The sequence below is a fragment of the Flavobacterium sp. ALD4 genome (assembly GCF_002836475.1).
GTDB lineage: Bacteria > Bacteroidota > Bacteroidia > Flavobacteriales > Flavobacteriaceae > Flavobacterium.
In genome coordinates, this window is the sequence record NZ_PJBJ01000030.1 from 413,609 (window position 1) to 436,062 (window position 22,454).

A 22,454-nucleotide genomic window follows, 5' to 3' on the forward strand; every position below is an offset into this window, starting at 1 on the left:
GCTTTAGAATCATCATAATTACTGAAATCCCACTAGCTTGCATCGCTTAAAAGCAAACGCCTTCTTTTAGCTCTTAATCGTAACTTTAGGCTGTTTACTACTATAATTCTTTTACAATTCCTCCACAAGTCAACATTTCTGACCCGTAATACGGGTTTTGAATACCTTTGATTTCGCTTATCCAGAATCCACTTTTACCTTGGTCGTACATTGGACAATAGTCTTGATACAATTTCTTATCTGTTTTAAACATTTTAATCAAATTATGCATCTCCGCACTCAAGAGGGCAAAATCTTTCCTCTGGCTATCAATTTTACCTCCATTTTCACTAATTAGCGCTGCATGTTGCTTTGCTGCATCAGCAATACTTACATATTGTTTTTGTAATTCGACTTCAATTTTATCAGTTTTCACTTTTTGTAAAGTGGCTTGCAAGTCTTTCCCCGCTTCTGATGCTAACTTTGAATCATCATTTGTTAAAGCATTTTTTAATTTTAGATAATCATCTAAAATTAAGTCTATTGAGAACGATGACTCGCTTTTTATAATTTCTACTTCCATTATTTTCTCAACCTCTTTATTAGTTACTAGTTCGGTTAATTTCATACCGCACTTAGAACATTCCTCTCCTTGTTTCCCAGTAACTTCAGGGTGCATTGGACAGGAATACAATTGACCTTCAGCAGTATTATCACTATTTTCAATTGCGGTTGTCTCGCTAGTAGCTTCTGTTTTTGCATCCTTACAAGAAGCAAATACAAGCATTAAAACAAGGATACTTAATTTTGATATATTTTTCATTTCGATTTATTTTTATTGTTTAATTATTTTTCTTTTTCGTTTGTTGTAGTTGTGCTGCCTGACTTTTAGCAACACTATTTCCTTTTACTTCTTTTACATCAGCTGCTCTGTCATACTGGCAACAACCAGGAAGCGCGCTGTAAGCAGCCTCTTCCGCATGGAATTCTTCACTATCATACCCCACTAAAGCAATGCGCTTCAAGATTTCATCTTTGTTAGTTATTTTCGAATCATAAATAAGGGTAGCCATTTTAGTGTCTTTATCCCAATCTACTGCGGCGATGTTCTTTTGTGTTCCCGCTTTTTCTATTTTACTTTCGCACATGCCACAGTTTCCGAATATTTTTACGGTATCTGTTTTAGCATTTTTAATTTGCGCTGTAGAGACTACAGCCGATAACAACAGAGTTATTGCCATCAATCCTTTTGTAATTGAGTTCATTTTATAAATAATTTAAAAGTAAATATGCCAAACCAATATCTAAAATAATAGCATTACAGCTACGATTAACAATTAGTTTTAGCCGATAAATAAATGATTTAAAGCAAGATTTGCTTCGAATTTGACACACTAATGGCTGTCAATAAATAATTTAGCCTATTTTAGGAATAAGCCAAAGTGAAGAATATCCTGCAGAAGTAAAGGATATCGTTTGATAAAATTTTTGCTTTTCAGCTGAAAAATTAAAATTAGCACTCTGCATTTCAAATTGAAAAGCTGAGGGTATTGCTGTATTTACAGAAGGAGTACTACATAAAGCCTTTCCACATTTTCCATTGCAACCGTTATGCTTGTTGTTTTTAGATTGAGAATCCTTACTGCAACAATCTTTGGTCTTCTTCTTAGAAGACATTTCCATGGTACAAGAACCACTATCTGAATTTCCACACGCAAAAGTCGTATTTGGCATCATAACGAAGCCAAACAAAACGATTAGTAAAATGTGGAATTTTTTCATTTTTTTGTGTAATAGATTTCAAAATTACTAAAAATATAGTAGCGTCTCATTAAAAATTTGTTAAAACAAGTAAAGTACTACTATATTTTCAATATTATTATTACTTATCATCTCCTAATATTTTATACATAATGGATTGCAATATGGATAATATAATACTAAAAAAAAGTGCCGTCCAGAATGAATCCACACTAAATCCCCCTACAATATTATCACATAATATGATGATTAAGGCATTGATAACTAACAAAAACAACCCTAAAGTCACTAAAGTAAATGGCAATGTCAATATAACCAAGATGGGTTTAATAAAAATATTAAGTAGTCCAAGAACAACTGCTACAATCAAAGCCGTGGTAAAACCTGCTACATGAACGCCTGTCATAAAATTAGCAATAAGTAAAACCAAAGCCGATGTAAGAAGAATTCTGATGATTAGTTTCATATATGCTAAGTTTTAATAAAAGTACTACTATTTTTTTATTTGGATTTATTTTAAAAAAGAAATTGCCATTTCATGAAACATTTCTGGGTTTTCGGCATGGAGCCAATGACCCGCATTAGGGATAGTTTCAATTTTTAAATCGGGAAAATGTTTTTTCATATTTTCAGCGTCACTGTCTAAAATATAATTGGAGTTTCCTCCACGGATAAAAAGGGTGGGGTTATTGAAAATAGCGGCTTCTGGAAGCGCCACTCCTATTTCATCCATCTTTTCATTAAAAACGGACAGATTGAATCGAAAAGCCAATTGCCCCGGCTCCTGCCAATACAAACTTTTCATCAGGAACTGTCTGGTGCCAAAGTCAGTTATGTATGGCGACAGAATACCCTCCACTTCAGAGCGACTTGGTTTCTTGGAAAAATCAACCGCATTCAAACCCGCCAAAATGGATTGGTGGTGCTGCGGATAAAATTTGGGACCAATGTCAGCGATAATCAATTTATCTACCATTTCAGGATAAGTGGCAGCAAATAGCATCGCAGTCTTCCCCCCCATCGAATGCCCTATAAGGTCAATATTGTTTAAATTATTGTCCTGGCAATATTCATAAATATCTTTAGCCATTATTTCGTAAGTGAATTCTTCCGACTGCATGCTCCTACCGTGATTGCGCAGGTCCAGCATATGCACTCGAAAACCTTCAGTGGAAAATTGAGCCCCAAGTGTTTTCCAATTGTCTGACATCCCAAGAAATCCGTGAAGAATTAAAAGTGGTCTTCCTGTACCTTCTATTTTTGAATAAAGCATTATCTAATTTTAATGAAATTTAAAATACAAAGGTAAGCAATGAAACTTCATTTCACCACTGCCAATTTTAAAGTAAATAATACAAATATCACTAAAAGTGGGTATTGCGAACAATATTAAAATGTATAATTTTGCGCTACTATTCTGTTTTTTAAGGAAGTATCCTTTTTATAATGGAATAATGCTAAATCTTTAAACAAAAAATCATGATTAAAAAACTCCTTTTATTAGCGCTAGTTGCTGCTCAATTAACAACTTCATGTAGCAGCGACAATTCAGAAATTGATGAAGTCACATCAGAAAACCTAAACGAGCAAATTGCAAATTTGGTTAAACAGCCATACTCCAAACTGACTCCTGGAGAACAAAAAATAAAACTAGAAGCAGAGGCGAATGAAATGTTACTAGAAATGGACAAATCAAAAACATCAGGCGCAGTTGAAGCAATCCAAAATCTAGGTAACCTATTAGACATTAGCTCTGTCGATATATTTAACGGTAAAAATGATAACCAAATTGAAGATATTTTAAATGTTTCTGGTGTGTATGGTATTTACACTTGGAACAGTACAAAGAAAATTTGGATTAAAACAACTTCAACTACTGAGTTAAAATTTGTTTTCCCAGCCAAAACAACTACTACAAACAATAATGCCACCTTTTCGTCTAAGGCAACATCTTCAGACATAAAAGTAAAACTTGAAGACACTTACGGAAACTGGGTATACAACCCTAAAACTGATATGTATACTCAAACTCCATCTATAAATGATGAGTTTTTCTTACCTACTTCTGTTGACGCCAACCTTACAATTGATAATGCTCCAGCGGCTACATTTGCAATCAAAGCTAAATATTCAAACGGAAAAGAAACTCCTGATGACTTTAGCTATAAAATGATTTTAAATGATGGTTATGCATATGGAATTAGTAGTAAAAAAGGGGATGTAAACTCAGTTGAATCTACTTTTACTTACAAGGAAAAAAATATTGTGAAATTTACAGTAGGAAGCAGTGCTAAAATTGATGCGTTAATTGATGATAATGATGCACTTGTAAGCTACAGAGGAACAGCAAATGGACTTGTTGAATTAATGGACAATTTTGTTATTGTAGCTGATATTGATATTGCAGGTTTAGGGAATGACGAAGCTGCTTTAGAAAAAAGTTTGGCTTATCCTGATTACAACACTAGTGCATATTATTCAAAAATAAATCAATATAACAAAGCTTATTCTGAAGCACAAGTTCTTTCAAGCAATAAAAACATCAAATTGATTTTAGTTTCTAAAAAGGACGGAACAAAGATTGCTGATGTAATTACAAGATCTGAAAAAGAATATAGCTATAACTCCTATGCTATGTGGGTTACTAGCAACAATAATTACGGTGGATATTGGGGCTATAATAGTAATGGAGGACCCGTGGTTCAATATTATGAAGAAGTCCTCTACATGAAATTTGGTGACGGAACCGAAGTTGAAATGAGCGCTTACTTCTCTACTGGGTTTGATGATTTAGAAAAGAAATTTGAAGATTTTTTAAAATCTTTTGAAAGATAATAAACCAAGAAACTGACTTAAAGTCGAACTGATTAAATTCAGTTCGGCTTTATTTTTTTGGAGGGGTTCGAACCACTAATGTGCTTTGTCCATAGCCTGTCCAAAGCCCTAAACCGCTAGATATATTTGATTTCAAACTTGTGTTTGAAGGATAAATAGGATTCCTTCCGTTTACAATTTCATTCTGCCAACTATTCCAGAAATCAAAAGCCTCTTTGTTTAAAGTTCTTAATTTGACATAAATTAAATCACCATCAGTGAAATAAGGCTTGAATTTTGTTTTAGGAAAAATCAACACTCCTCTATTAATTTGCATAGAAACTGACCCCGAAGTAAAATTATCATCATTAAGATTTCCATAAAAAGCAGGTACAAAAACAGGCTCCTCTTTATCTATTCTAGTCGTGACTTGGTAGTAATTCTTCTCTAAAACAGGATCATCAAATTCTATAAAAACATAGCCCGTGGTATCTTGCGGATTCTCCTTGATATAGGTCGCTTTTTTTAAAATAACTGTATTTGGAATTGTTGTAGTGGCCTGAATTACCCTATCCAAATACTCAATTTTCAAAGAATAATTTTTCCCGGATTGGCCAAGAATTTCACTGCTGTAGTAAATAAATGGCGGGATCCTGTCACTATTTCTTTTCAACCTTAACACTTCTACCTTTTCCCCATCAGAAACTGTTACCTTAGCTGATCTAATCACATTATTCAATATGGTTGTGGAATCAATAACTGCTGTTGTAGGAATACTAGTAGACAAAATTACTTGAGCATAATCATCGTTTTCAATCCAACCCTCAACAACAATCTTAGAATCTGAATCACTGCTACTGCTGAAATCATCTTGATTGCAACTTAAAAAAAGCATACAAATAAACAATACTATAAACTGTTTCATATTTATTTAAAATTTAAACCTCCAGCTTATTGAAGGCAAGATAGAATACAATATTTTTCTCTCTGGCTTTACCTCTATTTTTTGCTTGTCTTCATCAATAGCAACATTCAAAACCGTATATATTGGATTTTCTACATTAAAAGCATTGAAGATAGAGAAATTAATAGCACTTTCTTTCTCTCTCATTTTAATGAAATAATAGTTTACTGACAAATCGGTGCGTATGTAATTTGGCATTTGTGCATTATTGTACTTCCCATACTCTTTAACTGGATTATTATTTATAAAATACCAAGAGCTAGGAGTCGTGAATCGATTTCCAGAACTAAAAATTTGGGTGACCCCGAAATCCCATTTTGAATTTAAATCATAAGTGCCGACCACGGCTAAATTATGGCGCCTATCATATTTAGCATAATAGCGCTCTCCATTATTTAATTTATCAAATTGACGGTCAGCCCAACTTAAAGTATAACTCAACCATCCTTTAAATTTCCCAAAATCTTTTTTAAGCATCCACTCTAGTCCGTAGCTCTCTCCTTTTCCTACTATAAAATCATTCTTGAAAGATGTGATTTCGTTAAACTGAGTCACACCGAATGGATATTCAATTAAATTATTCATACTTCGATAAAACGCATTCAGAGAAACATCAAATTGCCTTTTTATTTTTTGGTTGTAACCAATAGAAAACTCATTGGACAATTGTGCTGGAACACCCTCTGCACTCGCAACCCAAAAATCAGTGGGAATACCGACACTTGAGGTTGTAATCAGATTTAAATATTGATTTTTACGAGTATAAGAAGCAAAAAACGAACTGTTTTCTTTTAAATTATAATTCAATAAGATTCTTGGTTCTAAATGTAAATAAGTCGTTTTCCCCTTATCAGATTTGTAATAATTCAAGCGTAAACCTAGCTCAGCAATTAGCTTATCAAATAATTTGGGTTTAGCGCTAGTGTATATTGCTAGTGTATTAGCATTATTAATTACAACTTGCTGATTGACAGGGTTAGTACTTAAATTGCTAACTTCAATTTTTTGTGGTTGTAACTCATGAATTGCATACTGTAAACCTGTTTCAAATGGAATTTTGTTGACAGAATATTTAATTGCACTTGAAAAACCAAAGTCTTTTACATACGATGCAATATCCATTTGTACTGTTGCTTGTTCTAAATGAAGGTTATTTTCATACCGTGTAAAATAGATTGAATTTGTCAAAACTGTTTTTTCGGAAATATGGTACTGCCATGACGGAGAAATTGCTATGTTACTCCATTTTAAATTTGCATTGAGCGCTAAATTGGAGTCTGTTATTTTTAAAACGTCACCGCTTACAAAGGCATCAACTGTAAATAAATGCATGTTAGTAAGTGCCGCTACAAAAGTCAAATTACCATCTCCAAAATTATATTTTAAATCTTTTACATCACTATTTTTATTGTTTTTAGGAGAATCAAATAACGGCGCAACAATCTCGTCAATGTAAGTTTTTCTGCCTGAAAGATACAAACCCGTCGTATTTGAAATAGGTATTGCAACTGTAGCCTGAGAGGCTAGTAATCCTAAATTTCCTTTGACAGAAAATTTACTAGGCACCTTCTTATTAGGAATTACTAAAACCGTAGCACTTAATCGCCCACCGTTTCTAGCATCTGAATTTGATTTATCAAATTGAACTTCTTTTATATGATCGCCATTATAAAAAGGAAAAACACCTAGTAAATGTGCCATTCCATATATAGGAGTATCGGCATAAAGCATCAAATTATGCCCTGGATCGCTGCCTCTTACATATAAGTAACCATTTGCATCACCTGAGTTCTGTACTCCTGGGGTAAGCTGCAGGATTTTTATAATATCAGGAACACCCAATAAAGAAGGGATTGACTTTAGTTTTTCTGGATTGAAAGACAATCGATTTCCTGAGGAAACAGCTACAGCTTTATTGGAATTTGCAATTACAACAACTTCGTTCAATGAGCTGTCTTCTTTTTGCATAAAAACATCAAGCGACCGATAGTTTAAAATAGTATCGTTTAAATTCTTCGGAACAAATCCTAGGTAACGAACTTCAATATTGTAGAAATCAGCTGGAATAGCAATCGTATATTTACCTGATGAATTTGTGGTAGTTCTAAAAGTGTTGCTACGCGAAAAAAAAGTTAGGTTTGCACCTATAACAACTTGTTTGTCTTGATTTTTCACAAATCCTTCAACAGTAACATTTGTCTGTGCTATTGATTTTAAGCCAACAAAAAATAGAAATATAGAGAGTATAATTGCCTTCAATAGCTCATTTTTAATAAAGAGCTAAAGTAAACATTTCGAAGCTACATTAATCGAAATATTCATATAAAAATCAAAGGCTTTAAATCAATTTATACCTTTTGAAATGCGTTGCAAATGGAAGTTGTTCTTATGCAACAAAAACACTGGTTTTGCTTGAGGGATAGCAGCTAGAATCCTTTTATAGTATTCCGCTATCGCTACAAACTATAAAAAATCACTTCATTGAATATTTATTTTCATAGGTATTCAGTGAACTTCGATTGAAGCGCATAGCCCGACCTGCTTTTCAGCAGGTCACGCTCTTATTCTTATAATTTTAATTTTTGCAAATACATATTGACCACATTCTCCAGTCCAAGGTACAATGATTCCGCGATTAAAGCATGACCAATGGAGACCTCTAGTAAACCCGGAATATTTTGTTTAAAAAACTGAATGTTGTCTAAGCTTAAATCATGTCCTGCATTGATTCCCAATCCCAGTTCGTTAGCCATAATCGCCGCTTTTACATACGGATCAATTCCGCTTTTGTTCCCTAAACCATATTCATACGCGAAGGCTTCTGTATAAAGTTCGATGCGGTCTGTCCCAGTTTGCTTAGCCCCTTCTATCATATCGAGATGCGGATCTACAAAAATAGAGGTGCGAATACCGTTGCGCTGAAACTCTTGAATCATCTCCGTTAAATAGGCTTGGTTTTTTACCGTATCCCAACCTGCGGAAGAGGTTATGGCCCCAATAGCATCAGGAACTAAAGTTACTTGCTCGGGTTTGCATTCTAAAACCAAATCAATAAAATTATGTTGTGGGTTTCCTTCAATATTGAATTCGGTATAAACGATTGCTTTTAGATCCCGAGCATCTTGATAACGGATGTGGCGCTCATCTGGGCGTGGGTGTATGGTGATCCCTTGGGCACCAAATTTTTGAATGTCAGTGGCCACTTTTAGTAAGTCAGGTACATTTCCTCCACGTGCATTACGTAAAGTAGCTATTTTGTTGATATTTACACTTAACTTTGTCATTAGAATACTATTTGATTATGAAATAACTATATAATTGGCACAAAAATACAAAGTAAAAGGTAGGCGTTTTTGCCTTTTTTTGATTATTTTGCATAAAAATTGATGATTTATTTAAGATGGAAATTACAAACTACATAACCACTGATTTTAAAGCCATTGACAGCCAAGAGACTATTGCGACTGTTAAAGACTTTTTTGATGATTTGACTTTTTCACACTTCCCGGTTGTTGAAGAAGGTATTTACATTGGTAGTATATCATCCGAAGATATCGAAAATTTTGATAATGACAAAAAAGTAATTGATTACAAATATACTCTTGCTGGTTTTTTCACACGAACAGATTCCATCTGGCTCGAAGTATTAGAAGTTTTCGCAAAAAACCATACGAACTTGGTTCCTGTTTTGGACGAAAAAAACAGCTATATTGGCTATTATGAATTAGACGATATTATGAGCTTTTTTCACCAAACCCCCTTCTTGAAAGAACAGGGAAGAATTTTAAAGGTAAAAAAAGGAGTGTTAGATTATTCCATGAGCCAAATCACGCAAATCGTCGAGAGTAATAACGGGAAACTCTTAGGCTTATTTATTTCTGAATCCGATGTGGATAGCATCGAAGTGACAATGAAAATCAGCCTAGGTGCTATCAATGAAATAATCCAATCTTTCAGAAGATATAATTATGAAATAATATCAGAACACCAAGAAGATAATTATATCAATAGTTTAAAAGAACGCTCAGACTACTTAGACAAATACCTAAATATGTAATTATTCATCAAGTTACTAATCTAAGCTTTCCATTAACTCAACAATTTTACAAACAAACGATTCAACAAAATAATGAAAGTAGCCATATACGGTCAATATTATCAAAATAGTACAGAACCAATTATAAAAGATATCTTCATTTTTTTTAATAAAAACAATGTAGAATTAGTTATCGAAGCTGCTTTTTTGGAGTTGCTTTATGAAAAAGAAATTGTAAAAAAAGAATACACTACTTTTTCTTCCCATATAGAGTTAGATCAAAGTTTTGACATGCTAATAAGCATAGGTGGTGACGGAACCATACTAAGAGCAGCCACGCTGATCAGAGATTCCGGAATCCCTATTTTAGGCATTAACGCCGGTAGATTAGGTTTTTTGGCAACGGTTCAAAAAGAAAACATCGATGAATTTCTACAAATTGTCATTGAAAAAAAATACACACTGTCAAAAAGAACACTACTAAGTCTATCCTGTACCCCAACAAATGAGGCACTTCAAGACATTAATTTTGCCATGAATGAAATTTCGGTTAGCCGCAAGGACACTACCTCGATGATAACAATTGACACCTATCTTAATGGTGAATTTTTAAATTCCTATTGGGCTGACGGTTTAATCGTATCAACACCGACAGGATCAACAGGGTATTCGTTAAGTTGCGGAGGACCTATATTGACTCCAGACGTAAAAAGTCTGGTAATAACACCAATTGCCCCTCATAACCTAAATGCACGACCGCTGGTCATTCCCGATGAAACTGAAATCAGATTAAAAGTTTCAGGAAGGGAAGAGCATTATCTCGTTTCATTAGATTCTAGAATTACTTCGGTAAAAAACGAATCCATATTGAGTATTAAGAAAACTCCCTTTGAAATAAACATGGTAGAAATCCCTGAAGAAACATTTCTAAAAACATTACGTACCAAATTATTGTGGGGTGAGGACAAAAGAAATTAAATCTTTTTTATTCTCCAAGTATACTATTATATCTCATTTTTTCGTTTCGCTTTTAACAAATACCAATTTGGTATCGATTATAGCGCCTATTATTTAAATAAAGGGCAGATTTAACTTAATCGCTATTGATTAGAAACGATAATTATTATATTTGCAAGCAATTTTAATCAAAATGAATAGAATTTTTGTCTTATTTATATGCTTATTCCTAAGTATGACCATGTATTCACAGATACATGAAGTTGGGGTTTTTCTGGGTGGGAGTAACTATATAAGCGATACTGGACCGACCACTTATATAGCGCCAAATGAACCCGCTTTTGGAATACTATATAAATGGAACAAAAGCCCACGCCATGCCTACCGTTTTTCTTACACCCAATCAAAAATTACATCAAATGATCTTGATTCAAAAGAACCCAGCAGAAGTCAAAGAGGCTATCGTTTTGAAAATAGTATAAAAGAAGTATCTTTAGGCCTTGAATTTAACTTTTTTGATTTTAATCTTCATGAATTAGAGCGTAAAATCAGCCCTTATGTGTATTCTGGAATCAGTTATTTCAGATACGATGAGTTGTATGTATTATCGGGAGAAACAAGAAAAGATGAGAGTGCAAATTCATTTGCGATACCAATGATTTTAGGAATAAAATCAAACATTACACCTAGTTTAATACTGGCATTGGAAATGGGTGCGCGCTACACTCTAACTGACAATCTGGACGGAAGCAACCCAAAGAACGAAAGATTTAAGCCATTACAATTTGGAAATATAAATAATAATGATTGGTATGTTTTTTCAGGGTTAACATTAACCTATACCTTTGGAGAAAAACCATGTTACTGTGCAGAATAAGAAAATGGATTTACTAGAAAATATAGATACAAATAATTTGCCCAAGCATTTAGCAATCATAATGGACGGTAATGGACGATGGGCAAAACAGCAGGGCCTGCTCAGAGCTTTCGGGCATGAGAGCGGAACAAAATCTGTAAAAACCATAATAAAAACATGTGCTAAATTAGGAATAGACAACTTAACGCTCTACGCCTTTTCTACGGAGAATTGGAACCGACCGAAACTGGAAGTCGATACCTTAATGAAGATCTTGATAAAATCATTAAAAAAAGAACTCCCAACACTTCTGGAAAGCAACATCAAATTAAACACTATTGGTAATATCGAAAAATTACCTCAGTCTGCTCAAAAGGAGCTTCTTGAAGTAATAGATAAAACCAAGAATAACGACCACATGACATTGACATTGGCTTTGAGTTATGGTTCGAGAGAAGAAATCGTAAATGCCGTAAAAAACATCTGTAATAAAGTTAAAAATAATACAATTTCAATAGACTCTATTGACGATTCAATTATAAATGAGCATCTTTACACGCAAAATTTACCGGATGTAGATTTATTAATAAGAACAAGCGGAGAACATAGGATAAGTAATTTTCTGTTATGGCAAATTGCCTATGCAGAATTATATTTTACTGATGTATTGTGGCCAGACTTTAAAGAACAAGATTTATATGAGGCTATTATTAGTTATCAAAAAAGAGAACGTAGATTTGGAAAAACAAGTGAACAAATTAAATAATTTTTTAGTGTTAAATAAAAGTATAAAAGCAGTCCTTACCCTCTTAATTTTAGGGAGTTTTTCACAAGTTAAAGCGCAAGAAAGAGTTCCTTTCGATCAAGGTAAAAAATACATATTAGCCGATGTAGTCCTTACTAATAAAATCAGTTTCAACGACCAGACAGTTGTCACCTTTGCCGGTCTTGAAAAAGGTCAGGAAGTTACAATTCCTGGAGAAGAAATCAGCAGCGCAATCAAAAAGTTAGGAAAACTAGGCCTTTTTGATCAAATCTCATTTTACATCAATAGAGTCCAAAATGATAGTATCTATCTTGATTTAGAAATCAAGGAATTACCGAAATTAAACAACGTTAAGTTTGTTGGAATTAAGAAAAACAAAACTGAAGCTTTAATTAAAGATAACGGACTTACAAAAAGCAAAGTAGTAAACGAAAACTTAATCACCACTACAAAGAACTACATAGAAAGCAAATACAAGAAAGACGGATATTATAACACCAAAGTAAACATAAACGTTGTACCAGACACATCTACAGTGAACCAAGTAAATATGGTTGTAAACATTGATAAAGGTGACAAAATAAAAATTGCTGAAATTGATTTTATAGGTAACGAAAAGTTATCAGATAAAACCCTGCGCAAAGCGATGAAAGACACCAAGCAAAAAAACTTCTTTCGTGTACTAAAAGCTTCAAAATTCATAAAAGCAAAATACAAAACCGATTTAGATAAAGTAATCGCTTCCTATAAAGAAAGAGGATATCGAGATGCGAGAATACTTTCTGATTCGATTACTTATCTTAAAGATAAAAATGCATTGTCTATAAAAATCAATGTCGAAGAAGGAAACAAATATTATTTTGGAAATATTAAGTTTCTAGGAAACACAGTTTATTCAAATCAATTACTGAGTAGAGTAATTGGCGTAAAAAAAGGGGAGACTTATAATGGAGTCCTTCTTCAAAAAAGGATAGCTGACCAATCAAAACCCGACGGACAGGATATAACTAATCTTTATCAAGATAACGGGTATTTATTTTCAACCATAAATGCTGTGGAAGTAAAAACAGTTAATGATACAATCGATTTCGAAATAAGAGTTAACGAAGGTCCATTAGCCTACTTCAATAAAATTACGGTAGTAGGAAATGACAAAACGAATGACCGTGTCATCTATAGAGAATTAAGAACCAAACCAGGAGAAAAATACAGCAAAGCATTACTAGTTAGAACCATTCGTGAAATTGGACAATTAGGATTTTTTGACCCTGAAGCAATCGACCCTAAATTTAAAAATGTAGATGCAGGATCTGGAACTGTTGATATTGAATACAATCTTGTTGAAAAAGGATCTAGCCAGATTGAACTTCAAGGAGGTTATGGTGGCGGTGGATTTATCGGTACATTAGGACTGTCTTTCAATAATTTTTCTGCAAGAAACATGCTCAATAAAGACGCATACAAACCTTTACCTATGGGTGATGGTCAGAAGGTATCTTTAAGACTGCAGGCAAGTACGTTTTTCCAAACCTATAGCGTATCGTTTTCAGAGCCTTGGTTTGGACAAAAAAAACCAGTTCAATTTAGTTCTTCGATATCTTACAGTAAACAATTTCTAAACGACTTCCGTACTCAAAGAGTAGACAAAACTAAAAGTTTCAATATACTGACACTATCGGTTGGATTGGCAAAAAGATTAACTGTACCAGATGATTTCTTTGTATTATCACAATCTGTAAGTTACCAACACTATGATTTGAACAATTACAATACAGGACTATTTACTTTTGGTAATGGTGCCTCAAGAAATTTAGCCTATACCATTGGATTATCTAGAAGTAATAAAGGTGTAAATCCAATATTCCCAACTTACGGTTCAGAGTTCAGTATTTCAGCAAAATTTACAGCTCCTTATTCTCTTATAAACGGAATAGATTATGCGACATTAGGTGATAAAAAAGAATATAAATTAAAAAACACTGTCGATAGAACAAACCAAGTGGATGCAAATGGGAATACAGTTGCAATAGGAGATTATATAGATGCTGCCGGAAATAAAGTATTTAACTTTACAGATGCTGCTCCAGATCCCGCCTTAGTGGATCAAAAGAAATTTAATTGGTTAGAATATTATAAAATAAAGTTCAAAGCGGATTGGTACACAAAAATTTATGGTAAATTAGTCCTACGAACGTTAACTGAATTTGGATTCTTAGGCGCATACAATCAAGATCGTGGCGTTGTGCCATTTGAAAGATTTTATGTTGGTGGGGATGGACTAGCTAATTACTCGATGGATGGTAGAGAAACAATTCAATTGAGAGGTTACCCTAACAATTCCCTGACACCAATAAACAGCAGAGGGGAACAGCTTGGAGCTACCGTTTACAATAAATTCTCTATGGAGCTACGTTATCCTATAACTTTAAAATCATCTGCTTCTATATATGCTTTAGGATTTTTGGAAGCAGGTTCGTCTTATCCAGATTTTAAAACCTATAACCCATTTGACTTAAGCCGCTCTGCAGGAATTGGATTACGAGTATTTATGCCAGCATTTGGATTACTAGGCATCGATTTCGGACATGGTTTTGATGCTCTTCCGGGGCAAACTAAACCGAATGGATGGGAAACCCATTTCATTATTGGGCAACAATTTTAAAAAAAATTGAATCACGATTTTCTAATACTATAAAGTTATGAGAAAACATTTTTTAATACTATTTTTAGCCTTGATTGTAGCAAATACAATTCATTCGCAAACCAGAGGAACCAAAGTAGGTTACATCGATATGGAGTATATCCTACAGAATGTACCCAATTATGCAGAAGCAACTGTCCAACTGGAGCAAAAAGCACAAAAATGGAAACAAGAAATTGAGACCAAGAAAATCGAAATTAATAAGATAAAAGAAGCTCTCTCCGCGGAAAAACCTTTACTGACAAAAGGACTAATAGAAGAGAGAGAGTTAGAAATTAAGTTCCTTGAAAATGAGATGCTGGATTTTCAGCAAAAAAGATTTGGTGCTAATGGCGATTTGATAATGCAAAAATCTGTTTTGGTTAAACCAATACAAGACCAAGTATTCACGGCGGTTCAAGACATCGCAGAAGCAAAAAAATACGATTTTATTTTCGACAAATCTTCTGATTTAACAATGCTGTTTGCCGCAAAAAGGTTTGATATAAGTGACCAAGTGTTACGTGTACTGAACAGAGCCGAAAAAAGAGAACAGTTAACAAAAAAACAAGTTGCGGCTGGAGAAGCAAAAGAAAATAGAGAAGACGCTATTGAAGACAATCCTTTATTATCTGAAAGACAAAAGATACTAGACGAGAAAAAAGCCGCAAGAGATTCAATTATCGCGGATCGAAAGTTAGCTCAAGAAAAAAAGAAAGCAGATTTTGAGGAAAGACGTCAAAAAATGCTTTCCGATAGAAAAGAAAAGAAAAATGGCACGGTTTCTGCCTCTACTAAAAAAGAAGAAACAAAAGAAAGTACAAGTAATGTAGAAGCTGCAAAATCAGCAGCCGACGAAGCGAAACAAGAACAACTTGACGTAAGAGCAAAAGCACTGGAAGATCGCAAAAAAGTGATAGAAGACCGCAAGAAAGCTTTAGAAGAAAGAAGAACAAAAGCTCTTCAAGAACGAGATTCAATTAAAAAAGCAAGAGAAGAACAATTAAAACTAAAACAATAATTAATTACTTAATATTTTAAAAACGATGAAACAGATTAAAACTTTATTAATTGCTGCAATATTTATTTTCGGAGCAAATCAAACAATTAGTGCACAAGCAAAAACGGCTCACGTAGACGTTAGTGAAATCATGGCTAAAATGCCAGCTATGTTAGATGCTCAAAAACAATTAGAAAAATTAAGCGGCACTTATGATACCGATTACAAAAAAATGGTTGAAGAATACCAAGCAAAATTAAAAAGATACGAAGCTGAGTCTGCTACTGTTACTGACGCGATAAACGGAGAGCGTTCTAAAGAAGTTCAGGACATGCAAAAAAGAATTGTTGATTTTAGAGATAATGCTCAAAAAGAATTACAACAAAAAGAATCTGACATTGTAAATCCATTAATGGTAAAAGTAAGAGCTTCAATCCAAAAAGTAGCTAAAGCAAAAGGATTCCAATATGTATTAGACGGATCAACTCTTTTACTTGCTGACGGCCCAAACTTGACTGCTGACGTAAAAAAAGATTTAGGTTTCTAGGAAATCATAAACTTAATATCAAAAACTGCTCACCCTCTTTTGGGTAGAGCGGTTTTTTTTTGCTCCATTAATTCTTTAGGATTATTAATCGATACCGCTTAACTTTGTTTTGATGGACAACAACCAACCAATAGGCATTTTTGATTCAGGCATTGGAGGAACTTCAATATGGAAAGAAATTCACAATCTGCTTCCCAATGAAAAAACCATATATCTTGCAGATAGCAAGAACGCTCCTTATGGCCAAAAATCAAAAGAAGAGATCACAGCCTTGAGTATGAAAAACACCGACCTACTGCTTGAAATGAACTGCAAACTCATTGTAGTTGCCTGCAATACCGCTACAACAAATGCTATTCGAGAATTAAGGGCAAAATACGACATTCCTTTTATCGGAATAGAACCTGCCATAAAACCTGCTGCCACGAATTCAAAAACACAAAAGATTGGCATTCTAGCCACACAGGGAACCCTTGTAAGCGAACTTTTCAATAAAACCGCACAACAGTTTAAAAACACTAAAATTATAGACCAGGTAGGTCATGGATTAGTGCCGCTTATAGAAAGTGGAAAAATGTATTCGCAAGAAATGACCGAATTACTTCAATCATATTTGAACCCTATGATTGATGCGGATATCGATTATCTGGTATTGGGCTGTAGTCACTATCCCTATCTGATTCCGCAAATAAAGGAAATCCTTCCAAACCATATCCAAATTATTGATTCGGGCGAAGCTGTCGCGAAACAAACGCAAATTCTGCTAAAAGAAACAGTGGGATTTACGACAGGAAAAAATAGCACACCTACTTTTTATACCAATTCAAATCCAAAGGTATTAAAAGAGATTTTAGAAAATAAATATGATGTTATAGAGAAAGATTTTTAATCGGAAGGACCTACTCTTCTTTGAACCAACTAGAATACATTACATAATTATTGGAAATGCGTTCTATCTCGCCCGCAAAATCTGATTGATCAATATCTTTTACTTTTCTGGCAGGAACCCCAGCCCAAATTGATCCAGATTCGACAATTGTATTTTGGGTTATAACAGCACCGGCAGCTACAATGGAATTACTCTCAATTACGCAATTATCCATTACTATCGCGCCCATTCCAATCAATACATTGTCATTAACGATACAACCATGCACTATTGCATTATGTCCAATTGAGACGTTATTACCTATGATTGTAGGATGTTTTTTATACGTGCAATGAATCACCGCTCCATCCTGAATGTTAACCTTATTCCCTATTTTAATGAAATTTACGTCTCCCCTAATGACGGCATTAAACCACACACTACAGGATTCTCCAAAACTTACATCACCAACAATAGTGGCGTTTTCAGCTACATAACAATCCTCAGGTATAACAGGTGACTTTCCGTTGACAGATTTTATTAACATTAAGGATCTAAATTTAATTAATCGCTGGACAGTAGCATTCGTATTTTACGGGTTTACAAAATAAATTAACACCCAAAGTAATTTGGTGATACCCTCCTTCATCAAATTTAACATTTCCGGCCACATGTGAATACGTATATGCAAACATAAAATTATTGAAATTCACTCCTATAATCGGTGTAACGTATTGTAATTTTTGTTTAGATATACCATTCCCATCAGTATATTCAGCTCCATCAAAACTTCTTCGATAAGACAAGCCTCCCCAAAGCGTTCCGAAATTCATATTTTTGTAGGCCTTCATGTTTACATCAATCGATTTCTCTTGCGTTTTTTCAACAAGCTGAAACAGAAGGGAAGGTTCGAATAATATTCTATCCCTATCGCCAAAAACATAACCGGCACTCAATAAATACTTTCGTAAATTATCGCTTTCATACTCGGTATAAATATCTCGTCTAGTTTCAATAGCATTCTTTACGGTTCCGTGAGCATAAAAATCTAAATAATTATATGAAGCACCAATATCTAGATTGAAATAAGAGTCCTTTTGCACTACAGTTCCGTCAATAATGGGATCAAATCCTCCAGACTGTAAAAAACTGGTTTCATCTAACTGACTCTGAATCAAACCCCCACTGATACCAAACGACAACTGATTCAAATCAATTTCGTCCCTAGAAAACATAAGATGATAAGCATAAGTAAGCTTAACCCCTTTTTGAGAATGATATCCATTTTTATCATTAAAGAGAATAATTCCCGCTCCTGCTTTTTCGCTAACCCTTCCATTAAAACTAATTGTTTGAAGTTCTGGCGCATCCTCTTGCCCAAACCATTGTTTTCGAGCCGTTAATCTTATTTTTGCACAATTTGCCGCACCAGCCATAGACGGATGGATTAAATAATAATTATCCGATAAATAATCAGAATAAACAGCTATTCCTTCTTGCGAAAAAGCGTAAGGTGACACAAAGAAAAGAAAGAGTAATAATTTGATTTTTATATACATTGCAATACTATTAAATAGGAAATGAACATTAATGACCTTGAAAACTAAACGAAACTAACCTCAAAAACTAAAATTAAGTTAATTTAATCATTATTAAATCAAATATAGTTAATCGTAGAAAATAACTTTAGTAAATTTGTAGAAATTTATAAATATCATGACAAAAGTTACCATAAAAGAAACACAAAATCCAACTATACTTAAATTTGAATTTGAAGATTTTATTACTCAAAATGAAAGCTTTGAATTCAAAAACATAGACGAGGCAAAATCATCTCCTCTTGCTCAGCAACTATTTTACTTACCCTTTGTAAAAACGATTTATATCTCGGGAAATTTCATCGCTATAGAAAAATATAACATTGTAGAATGGGAAGATGTTAAAGACGCCGTAGCAGAACAAATAAATACTTTTGTTGACAATGGAGGGACAATCATAACAATTGAAGAAAACAAAACAAAAAAACAGCCTGTAACAGTCTACGGAGAAACAACTCCAAACCCGGCTGCACTAAAATTTGTTGTAAGCCGAATGTTGACTAAAAACGCAATAGAATTTAAGAACATCGATGACACTGCCGCCTCTCCTTTAGCAAAAGAATTGTTCAAGTTTTCTTATGTAAAAGAAGTTTTCATTGATGAAAACTATATTTCTGTTACCAAATACGAAGTCAACAACTGGGAAGAAATAACATTAGAAATAAGAAGTTTCATTAAACAATTCATTGAAAACGGAGGCATAGTCCTTGATGAAACCATGATTGTCGCTGCTGACAAACAAGAAAATAACAAAACACAAGAATTTGACAATCTAGATGTCACATCACAGCAAATCATCAATATATTGGAAGAATATGTAAAACCTGCTGTTGCAGCTGATGGCGGAAATATTGTTTTTGATTCCTATAACGAACAAGATAAAATTGTAAAAGTAATACTTCAAGGAGCTTGCAGTGGTTGTCCGTCTTCAACGTTTACGCTAAAATCCGGTATTGAAAATATGTTAAAAAGCATGTTGAACGATGAAAAAATACAAGTGGAAGCGGTAAACGCATAAATAACGAAAGTGTAACACAATAACACAACATACTGACAACGTTCAACTCACACGATATTAATGCGTTTTTTAATGTGTTATTTCGAAAATAATTGCTAAATTTAAGTTCAACTTAAAAAATAGAAATTATGTCAGTATTAAAAGTTATTGAATTACTCGCCAGTTCAACTATTAGTTGGGAAGATGCGGCACAAAAAGCGATTACTAAAGCCTCAAAATCATTGAAGAACGTGAAGTCGGTTTATATTAAAGATCAAAGTGCAGCTATATCTGAAGGTAAAATTTCCGAATACAGAACTACTGTAAAAGTGACATTTGAACTTGAATAGTTCAAATTGAAAAAGTAAATTAAGCGTTTCGTCAGAGACGCTTTTTTTATCTATCCTATTTTTTTTTTAGAACGCACTGCACACATGCGACACCCTCTGTATATTTATCAAACACTTAACTTAAGGCACTCTTTATCTGTAAATTGTTACTTATTTTTTATATTTTCGATTAAAAAGATGATTCCTGCTTTAGTCTAATCTAACAATAAGAGTTATTGAAGTAAATTGTTTTAAAAAAAAATTAATTGCCCCTGCCAAAGAAATCACAAATATATTGGCTGATAAAGCGGAATAAACATTGGAACACACCAAAGAAAACGCAGCGCCTATATACAGTAAGCGGATGCCTTTATAAATAAATTAATAGAAAAAACTACAGAAGCCGCGGCTCCAATTCTTGATTAAGTTAATGATGATACACACCATACAAAAGAAGTAGTTGGTGAATATTCCGACGACGCAGTTGAAACCCTACTAAACATAGTTAAAACGGCAAGGAAAAGTATAGCAGAAGCTTTAAAAAATACAGAAGCCGTAATTGAAGAAACTAAAGAATAGCGCATTAATACAACGGAAAATAAGCAGTCTTTAAACAACGAAAGCCCTTCTAAAGAATTCAGATATAGAATTGAAAAAAAGCTGATTAGTTTTTTAATAATAATCCGTATTTTTGAAACATAAACTTAAACCTTCTCTTCCGAGCGGGTTTTTTATTACCTTAAAAATGTATTTAGACCCAAAATATGTTACTGATTACGCCAGTAACTTCGTGAAAATTTTTGTTGAATACTCGCCAAAACTGATTTCTGCATTTCTAATATTATTTGTAGGCCTTTATGCTATACGAATCATAAATAGGCTAATCAAAAAAGTAATGATCAAGAGAGAATTAGACCCTACTCTGACTAACTTTTTAAGTGATATTCTACTTTGGGTTTTAAGAGTATTATTATTTGTGACATTCATATCAAAATTAGGAATAGAGACTTCCTCTTTTGTAGCACTACTTGGTGCAATGGGACTGGCAATAGGCTTGTCGCTTCAAGGTTCGCTTTCTAATTTTGCAGGCGGGATGCTAATCATTGTTTTTAAACCATTTAAAGTAGGACATACCATCGAAGCCCAGGGTGTTTTTGCTACAGTTAGTGAAATTCAAATTTTTGTAACCAAATTGATTACGCCGAATAACCAAACAGTATTTATTCCAAACGGAATTTTGTCTAACGGTAACATCACTAATTATTCTCTGGAAAAATTCAGAAGAGCCGATTTAACCTTTGCAATATCTTATGATTCGGATATTAAAAAAGCGAAAGATTTGATTCTGTCAATTTTAAACGACAACCCTAAGGTACTTAAAACACCACAACCAGAAGTTTTTGTAAAAAACCTGACCGATAGCGCTATTGAAATGGCAGTGCGCCCGTGGGCAACCAAGGAAGATTTTGGTTCTGTTTTCACTGAAACTTTAGAAAATTGCAAAACAGCTTTTGATGCGGCAGGAATAGTTATACAGCCTTATGTAAAAGAAATGTCCACAATTGCAAATTAACTGCTATACTTGCTTTTTTGAAGTGGTCACCATAAAATCTTTCAGGTAAAACGGTTCAAAATAAGCGACATCAACAGTGTCGCTTTTTTTATACTTTTCGAAACTAAGCGCGCTCATTTCGTTTGCGGAAGGGTATTTAATTTCTTCCAGGAAAGTGAAATTTTCTTTTGTTAAAACAGTTTGCCCCTTCTCAGCGCAATCCCCAACAAAATAAACGGCCCCCTCTAACTCCTCAAATGAATTTTCAGTAATAATTTCAGCACGAGTCTCCCTTTTGTTTTTTAATTCCGGTGTAAATATCGCGCTATACACTTCCATTCTTCTGGCATCAATCATCGGAATGATTAATCCGTCGAAAACAGACGCCTGAGCCGCCAATATTTGCAAAGTATCTACGGCTATTAAAGGGATGCCTAAAGCATAGCAAAGACCTTTAGCGGCCGAAACACCGATACGAAGACCAGTATAAGATCCAGGACCCTGGCTTACCGCAATAGCAGATAAATCCTTATATGCGATTCCCGCTTCTTTTAAAATTGCTTCAATAAACACATGCAATCGTTCTGCATGAGAGTATCCCTCTTCTGCGATTTCATTACAGATAACAGTTACTCCATTTTTAGCAATTGTTACCGAACAATTTTTAGTTGAAGTTTCGATGTTAAGAATATAGGTCAATACTTATCTATTTAAAATCCAAATTATTTAATCACAAAAGTACAACTCTAA

The 22,454-nt window shown here is 33.8% G+C and carries 23 protein-coding genes; 12 read left to right on the plus strand and 11 right to left on the minus strand.

What is annotated here, in order from left to right; translation table 11 throughout:
• Nucleotides 1-100: 100 nt before the first annotated feature.
• The 5 genes from CXF59_RS10465 to CXF59_RS10485 all read right to left on the minus strand — a co-directional run bounded on the left by CXF59_RS10465 (nt 101) and on the right by CXF59_RS10485 (nt 3,013).
• Nucleotides 101-802, minus strand: a complete 702-nt coding sequence (locus tag CXF59_RS10465; RefSeq protein ID WP_101137732.1) for a DUF3347 domain-containing protein — start codon at nt 800-802, stop codon at nt 101-103.
• A 19-nt stretch (nt 803-821) separates the two neighbouring features.
• Nucleotides 822-1,244 carry a heavy-metal-associated domain-containing protein gene (locus tag CXF59_RS10470; RefSeq protein WP_101137733.1) on the minus strand — a complete coding sequence of 141 codons (423 nt, stop codon included), beginning with the start codon at nt 1,242-1,244 and terminating at the stop codon, nt 822-824.
• Between the two features lie 151 nt (nt 1,245-1,395).
• Entirely contained in the window at nt 1,396-1,761 is a 366-nt protein-coding gene (locus tag CXF59_RS10475; RefSeq protein ID WP_101137734.1) for a hypothetical protein, read from the minus strand.
• A gap of 100 nt (nt 1,762-1,861) precedes the next feature.
• Complete coding sequence (locus tag CXF59_RS10480) at nt 1,862-2,206, minus strand: phage holin family protein (RefSeq protein ID WP_101137735.1); 345 nt, start codon at nt 2,204-2,206, stop codon at nt 1,862-1,864.
• A gap of 45 nt (nt 2,207-2,251) precedes the next feature.
• Complete coding sequence (locus tag CXF59_RS10485; RefSeq protein ID WP_101137736.1) at nt 2,252-3,013, minus strand: alpha/beta fold hydrolase; 762 nt, start codon at nt 3,011-3,013, stop codon at nt 2,252-2,254.
• A gap of 206 nt (nt 3,014-3,219) precedes the next feature.
• On the opposite strand from CXF59_RS10485, the gene CXF59_RS10490 reads away from it, so the two are divergent.
• On the plus strand, nt 3,220-4,575 hold the full coding sequence (locus CXF59_RS10490) for a hypothetical protein (RefSeq protein WP_101137737.1): 1,356 nt from the start codon (nt 3,220-3,222) through the stop codon (nt 4,573-4,575).
• A gap of 49 nt (nt 4,576-4,624) precedes the next feature.
• On the opposite strand, the gene CXF59_RS10495 is transcribed toward CXF59_RS10490, so the two are convergent.
• From CXF59_RS10495 to CXF59_RS10505, 3 genes are all read right to left on the minus strand, one after another.
• On the minus strand, nt 4,625-5,479 hold the full coding sequence (locus CXF59_RS10495; protein WP_101137738.1) for a DUF4249 domain-containing protein: 855 nt from the start codon (nt 5,477-5,479) through the stop codon (nt 4,625-4,627).
• Nucleotides 5,480-5,485: 6 nt separating this feature from the next.
• Nucleotides 5,486-7,777: a TonB-dependent receptor gene (locus tag CXF59_RS10500; protein ID WP_232758822.1), complete on the minus strand. Its 2,292-nt coding sequence runs from the start codon at nt 7,775-7,777 to the stop codon at nt 5,486-5,488.
• 308 nt (nt 7,778-8,085) lie between these two features.
• Nucleotides 8,086-8,802 carry a pyridoxine 5'-phosphate synthase gene (locus CXF59_RS10505; protein ID WP_101137739.1) on the minus strand — a complete coding sequence of 239 codons (717 nt, stop codon included), beginning with the start codon at nt 8,800-8,802 and terminating at the stop codon, nt 8,086-8,088.
• Nucleotides 8,803-8,918: 116 nt separating this feature from the next.
• Between CXF59_RS10505 and CXF59_RS10510 the strand changes: the two genes are divergently transcribed.
• From CXF59_RS10510 to murI, 8 genes are all read left to right on the plus strand, one after another.
• Entirely contained in the window at nt 8,919-9,575 is a 657-nt protein-coding gene (locus CXF59_RS10510; protein ID WP_101137740.1) for a CBS domain-containing protein, read from the plus strand.
• 72 nt (nt 9,576-9,647) lie between these two features.
• On the plus strand, nt 9,648-10,532 hold the full coding sequence (locus CXF59_RS10515; protein ID WP_101137741.1) for an NAD kinase: 885 nt from the start codon (nt 9,648-9,650) through the stop codon (nt 10,530-10,532).
• A 172-nt stretch (nt 10,533-10,704) separates the two neighbouring features.
• Nucleotides 10,705-11,388: a DUF6089 family protein gene (locus CXF59_RS10520; RefSeq protein WP_101137742.1), complete on the plus strand. Its 684-nt coding sequence runs from the start codon at nt 10,705-10,707 to the stop codon at nt 11,386-11,388.
• Between the two features lie 4 nt (nt 11,389-11,392).
• Entirely contained in the window at nt 11,393-12,133 is a 741-nt protein-coding gene (locus CXF59_RS10525) for an isoprenyl transferase (RefSeq protein WP_101137743.1), read from the plus strand.
• Nucleotides 12,066-14,795, plus strand: a complete 2,730-nt coding sequence (locus tag CXF59_RS10530; protein WP_101137744.1) for an outer membrane protein assembly factor — start codon at nt 12,066-12,068, stop codon at nt 14,793-14,795. The genes CXF59_RS10525 and CXF59_RS10530 overlap by 68 nt, the downstream gene beginning before the upstream one ends.
• A gap of 37 nt (nt 14,796-14,832) precedes the next feature.
• The gene (locus CXF59_RS10535; RefSeq protein ID WP_101137745.1) at nt 14,833-15,834 is read left to right on the plus strand and encodes an OmpH family outer membrane protein; all 1,002 of its coding nucleotides are present in this window, start codon (nt 14,833-14,835) and stop codon (nt 15,832-15,834) included.
• Nucleotides 15,835-15,859: 25 nt separating this feature from the next.
• Nucleotides 15,860-16,360, plus strand: coding sequence for an OmpH family outer membrane protein (locus tag CXF59_RS10540; RefSeq protein ID WP_101137746.1), 501 nt, complete (start codon nt 15,860-15,862; stop codon nt 16,358-16,360).
• A 112-nt stretch (nt 16,361-16,472) separates the two neighbouring features.
• Nucleotides 16,473-17,249 carry a glutamate racemase gene (gene murI / locus CXF59_RS10545; RefSeq protein ID WP_101137747.1) on the plus strand — a complete coding sequence of 259 codons (777 nt, stop codon included), beginning with the start codon at nt 16,473-16,475 and terminating at the stop codon, nt 17,247-17,249.
• 10 nt (nt 17,250-17,259) lie between these two features.
• On the opposite strand, the gene CXF59_RS10550 is transcribed toward murI, so the two are convergent.
• On the minus strand, nt 17,260-17,775 hold the full coding sequence (locus tag CXF59_RS10550) for a gamma carbonic anhydrase family protein (protein WP_101137748.1): 516 nt from the start codon (nt 17,773-17,775) through the stop codon (nt 17,260-17,262).
• Between the two features lie 13 nt (nt 17,776-17,788).
• The gene (locus CXF59_RS10555; protein WP_101137749.1) at nt 17,789-18,787 is read right to left on the minus strand and encodes a type IX secretion system membrane protein PorP/SprF; all 999 of its coding nucleotides are present in this window, start codon (nt 18,785-18,787) and stop codon (nt 17,789-17,791) included.
• Between the two features lie 157 nt (nt 18,788-18,944).
• On the opposite strand from CXF59_RS10555, the gene CXF59_RS10560 reads away from it, so the two are divergent.
• The 3 genes from CXF59_RS10560 (at nt 18,945) to CXF59_RS10570 (ending at nt 21,725) form a co-directional block, all read left to right on the plus strand.
• Nucleotides 18,945-19,844 (plus strand): NifU family protein, encoded by a 900-nt coding sequence (locus CXF59_RS10560; protein WP_101137750.1) that lies wholly within the window; start codon nt 18,945-18,947, stop codon nt 19,842-19,844.
• 128 nt (nt 19,845-19,972) lie between these two features.
• The gene (locus tag CXF59_RS10565; RefSeq protein ID WP_101137751.1) at nt 19,973-20,173 is read left to right on the plus strand and encodes a dodecin family protein; all 201 of its coding nucleotides are present in this window, start codon (nt 19,973-19,975) and stop codon (nt 20,171-20,173) included.
• 724 nt (nt 20,174-20,897) lie between these two features.
• Entirely contained in the window at nt 20,898-21,725 is an 828-nt protein-coding gene (locus CXF59_RS10570; protein ID WP_101137752.1) for a mechanosensitive ion channel family protein, read from the plus strand.
• Nucleotides 21,726-21,728: 3 nt separating this feature from the next.
• Here the strand turns inward: CXF59_RS10570 and tsaB are convergent, their stop codons facing one another.
• Complete coding sequence (gene tsaB / locus CXF59_RS10575) at nt 21,729-22,403, minus strand: tRNA (adenosine(37)-N6)-threonylcarbamoyltransferase complex dimerization subunit type 1 TsaB (protein WP_101137753.1); 675 nt, start codon at nt 22,401-22,403, stop codon at nt 21,729-21,731.
• Nucleotides 22,404-22,454 lie beyond the last annotated feature (51 nt).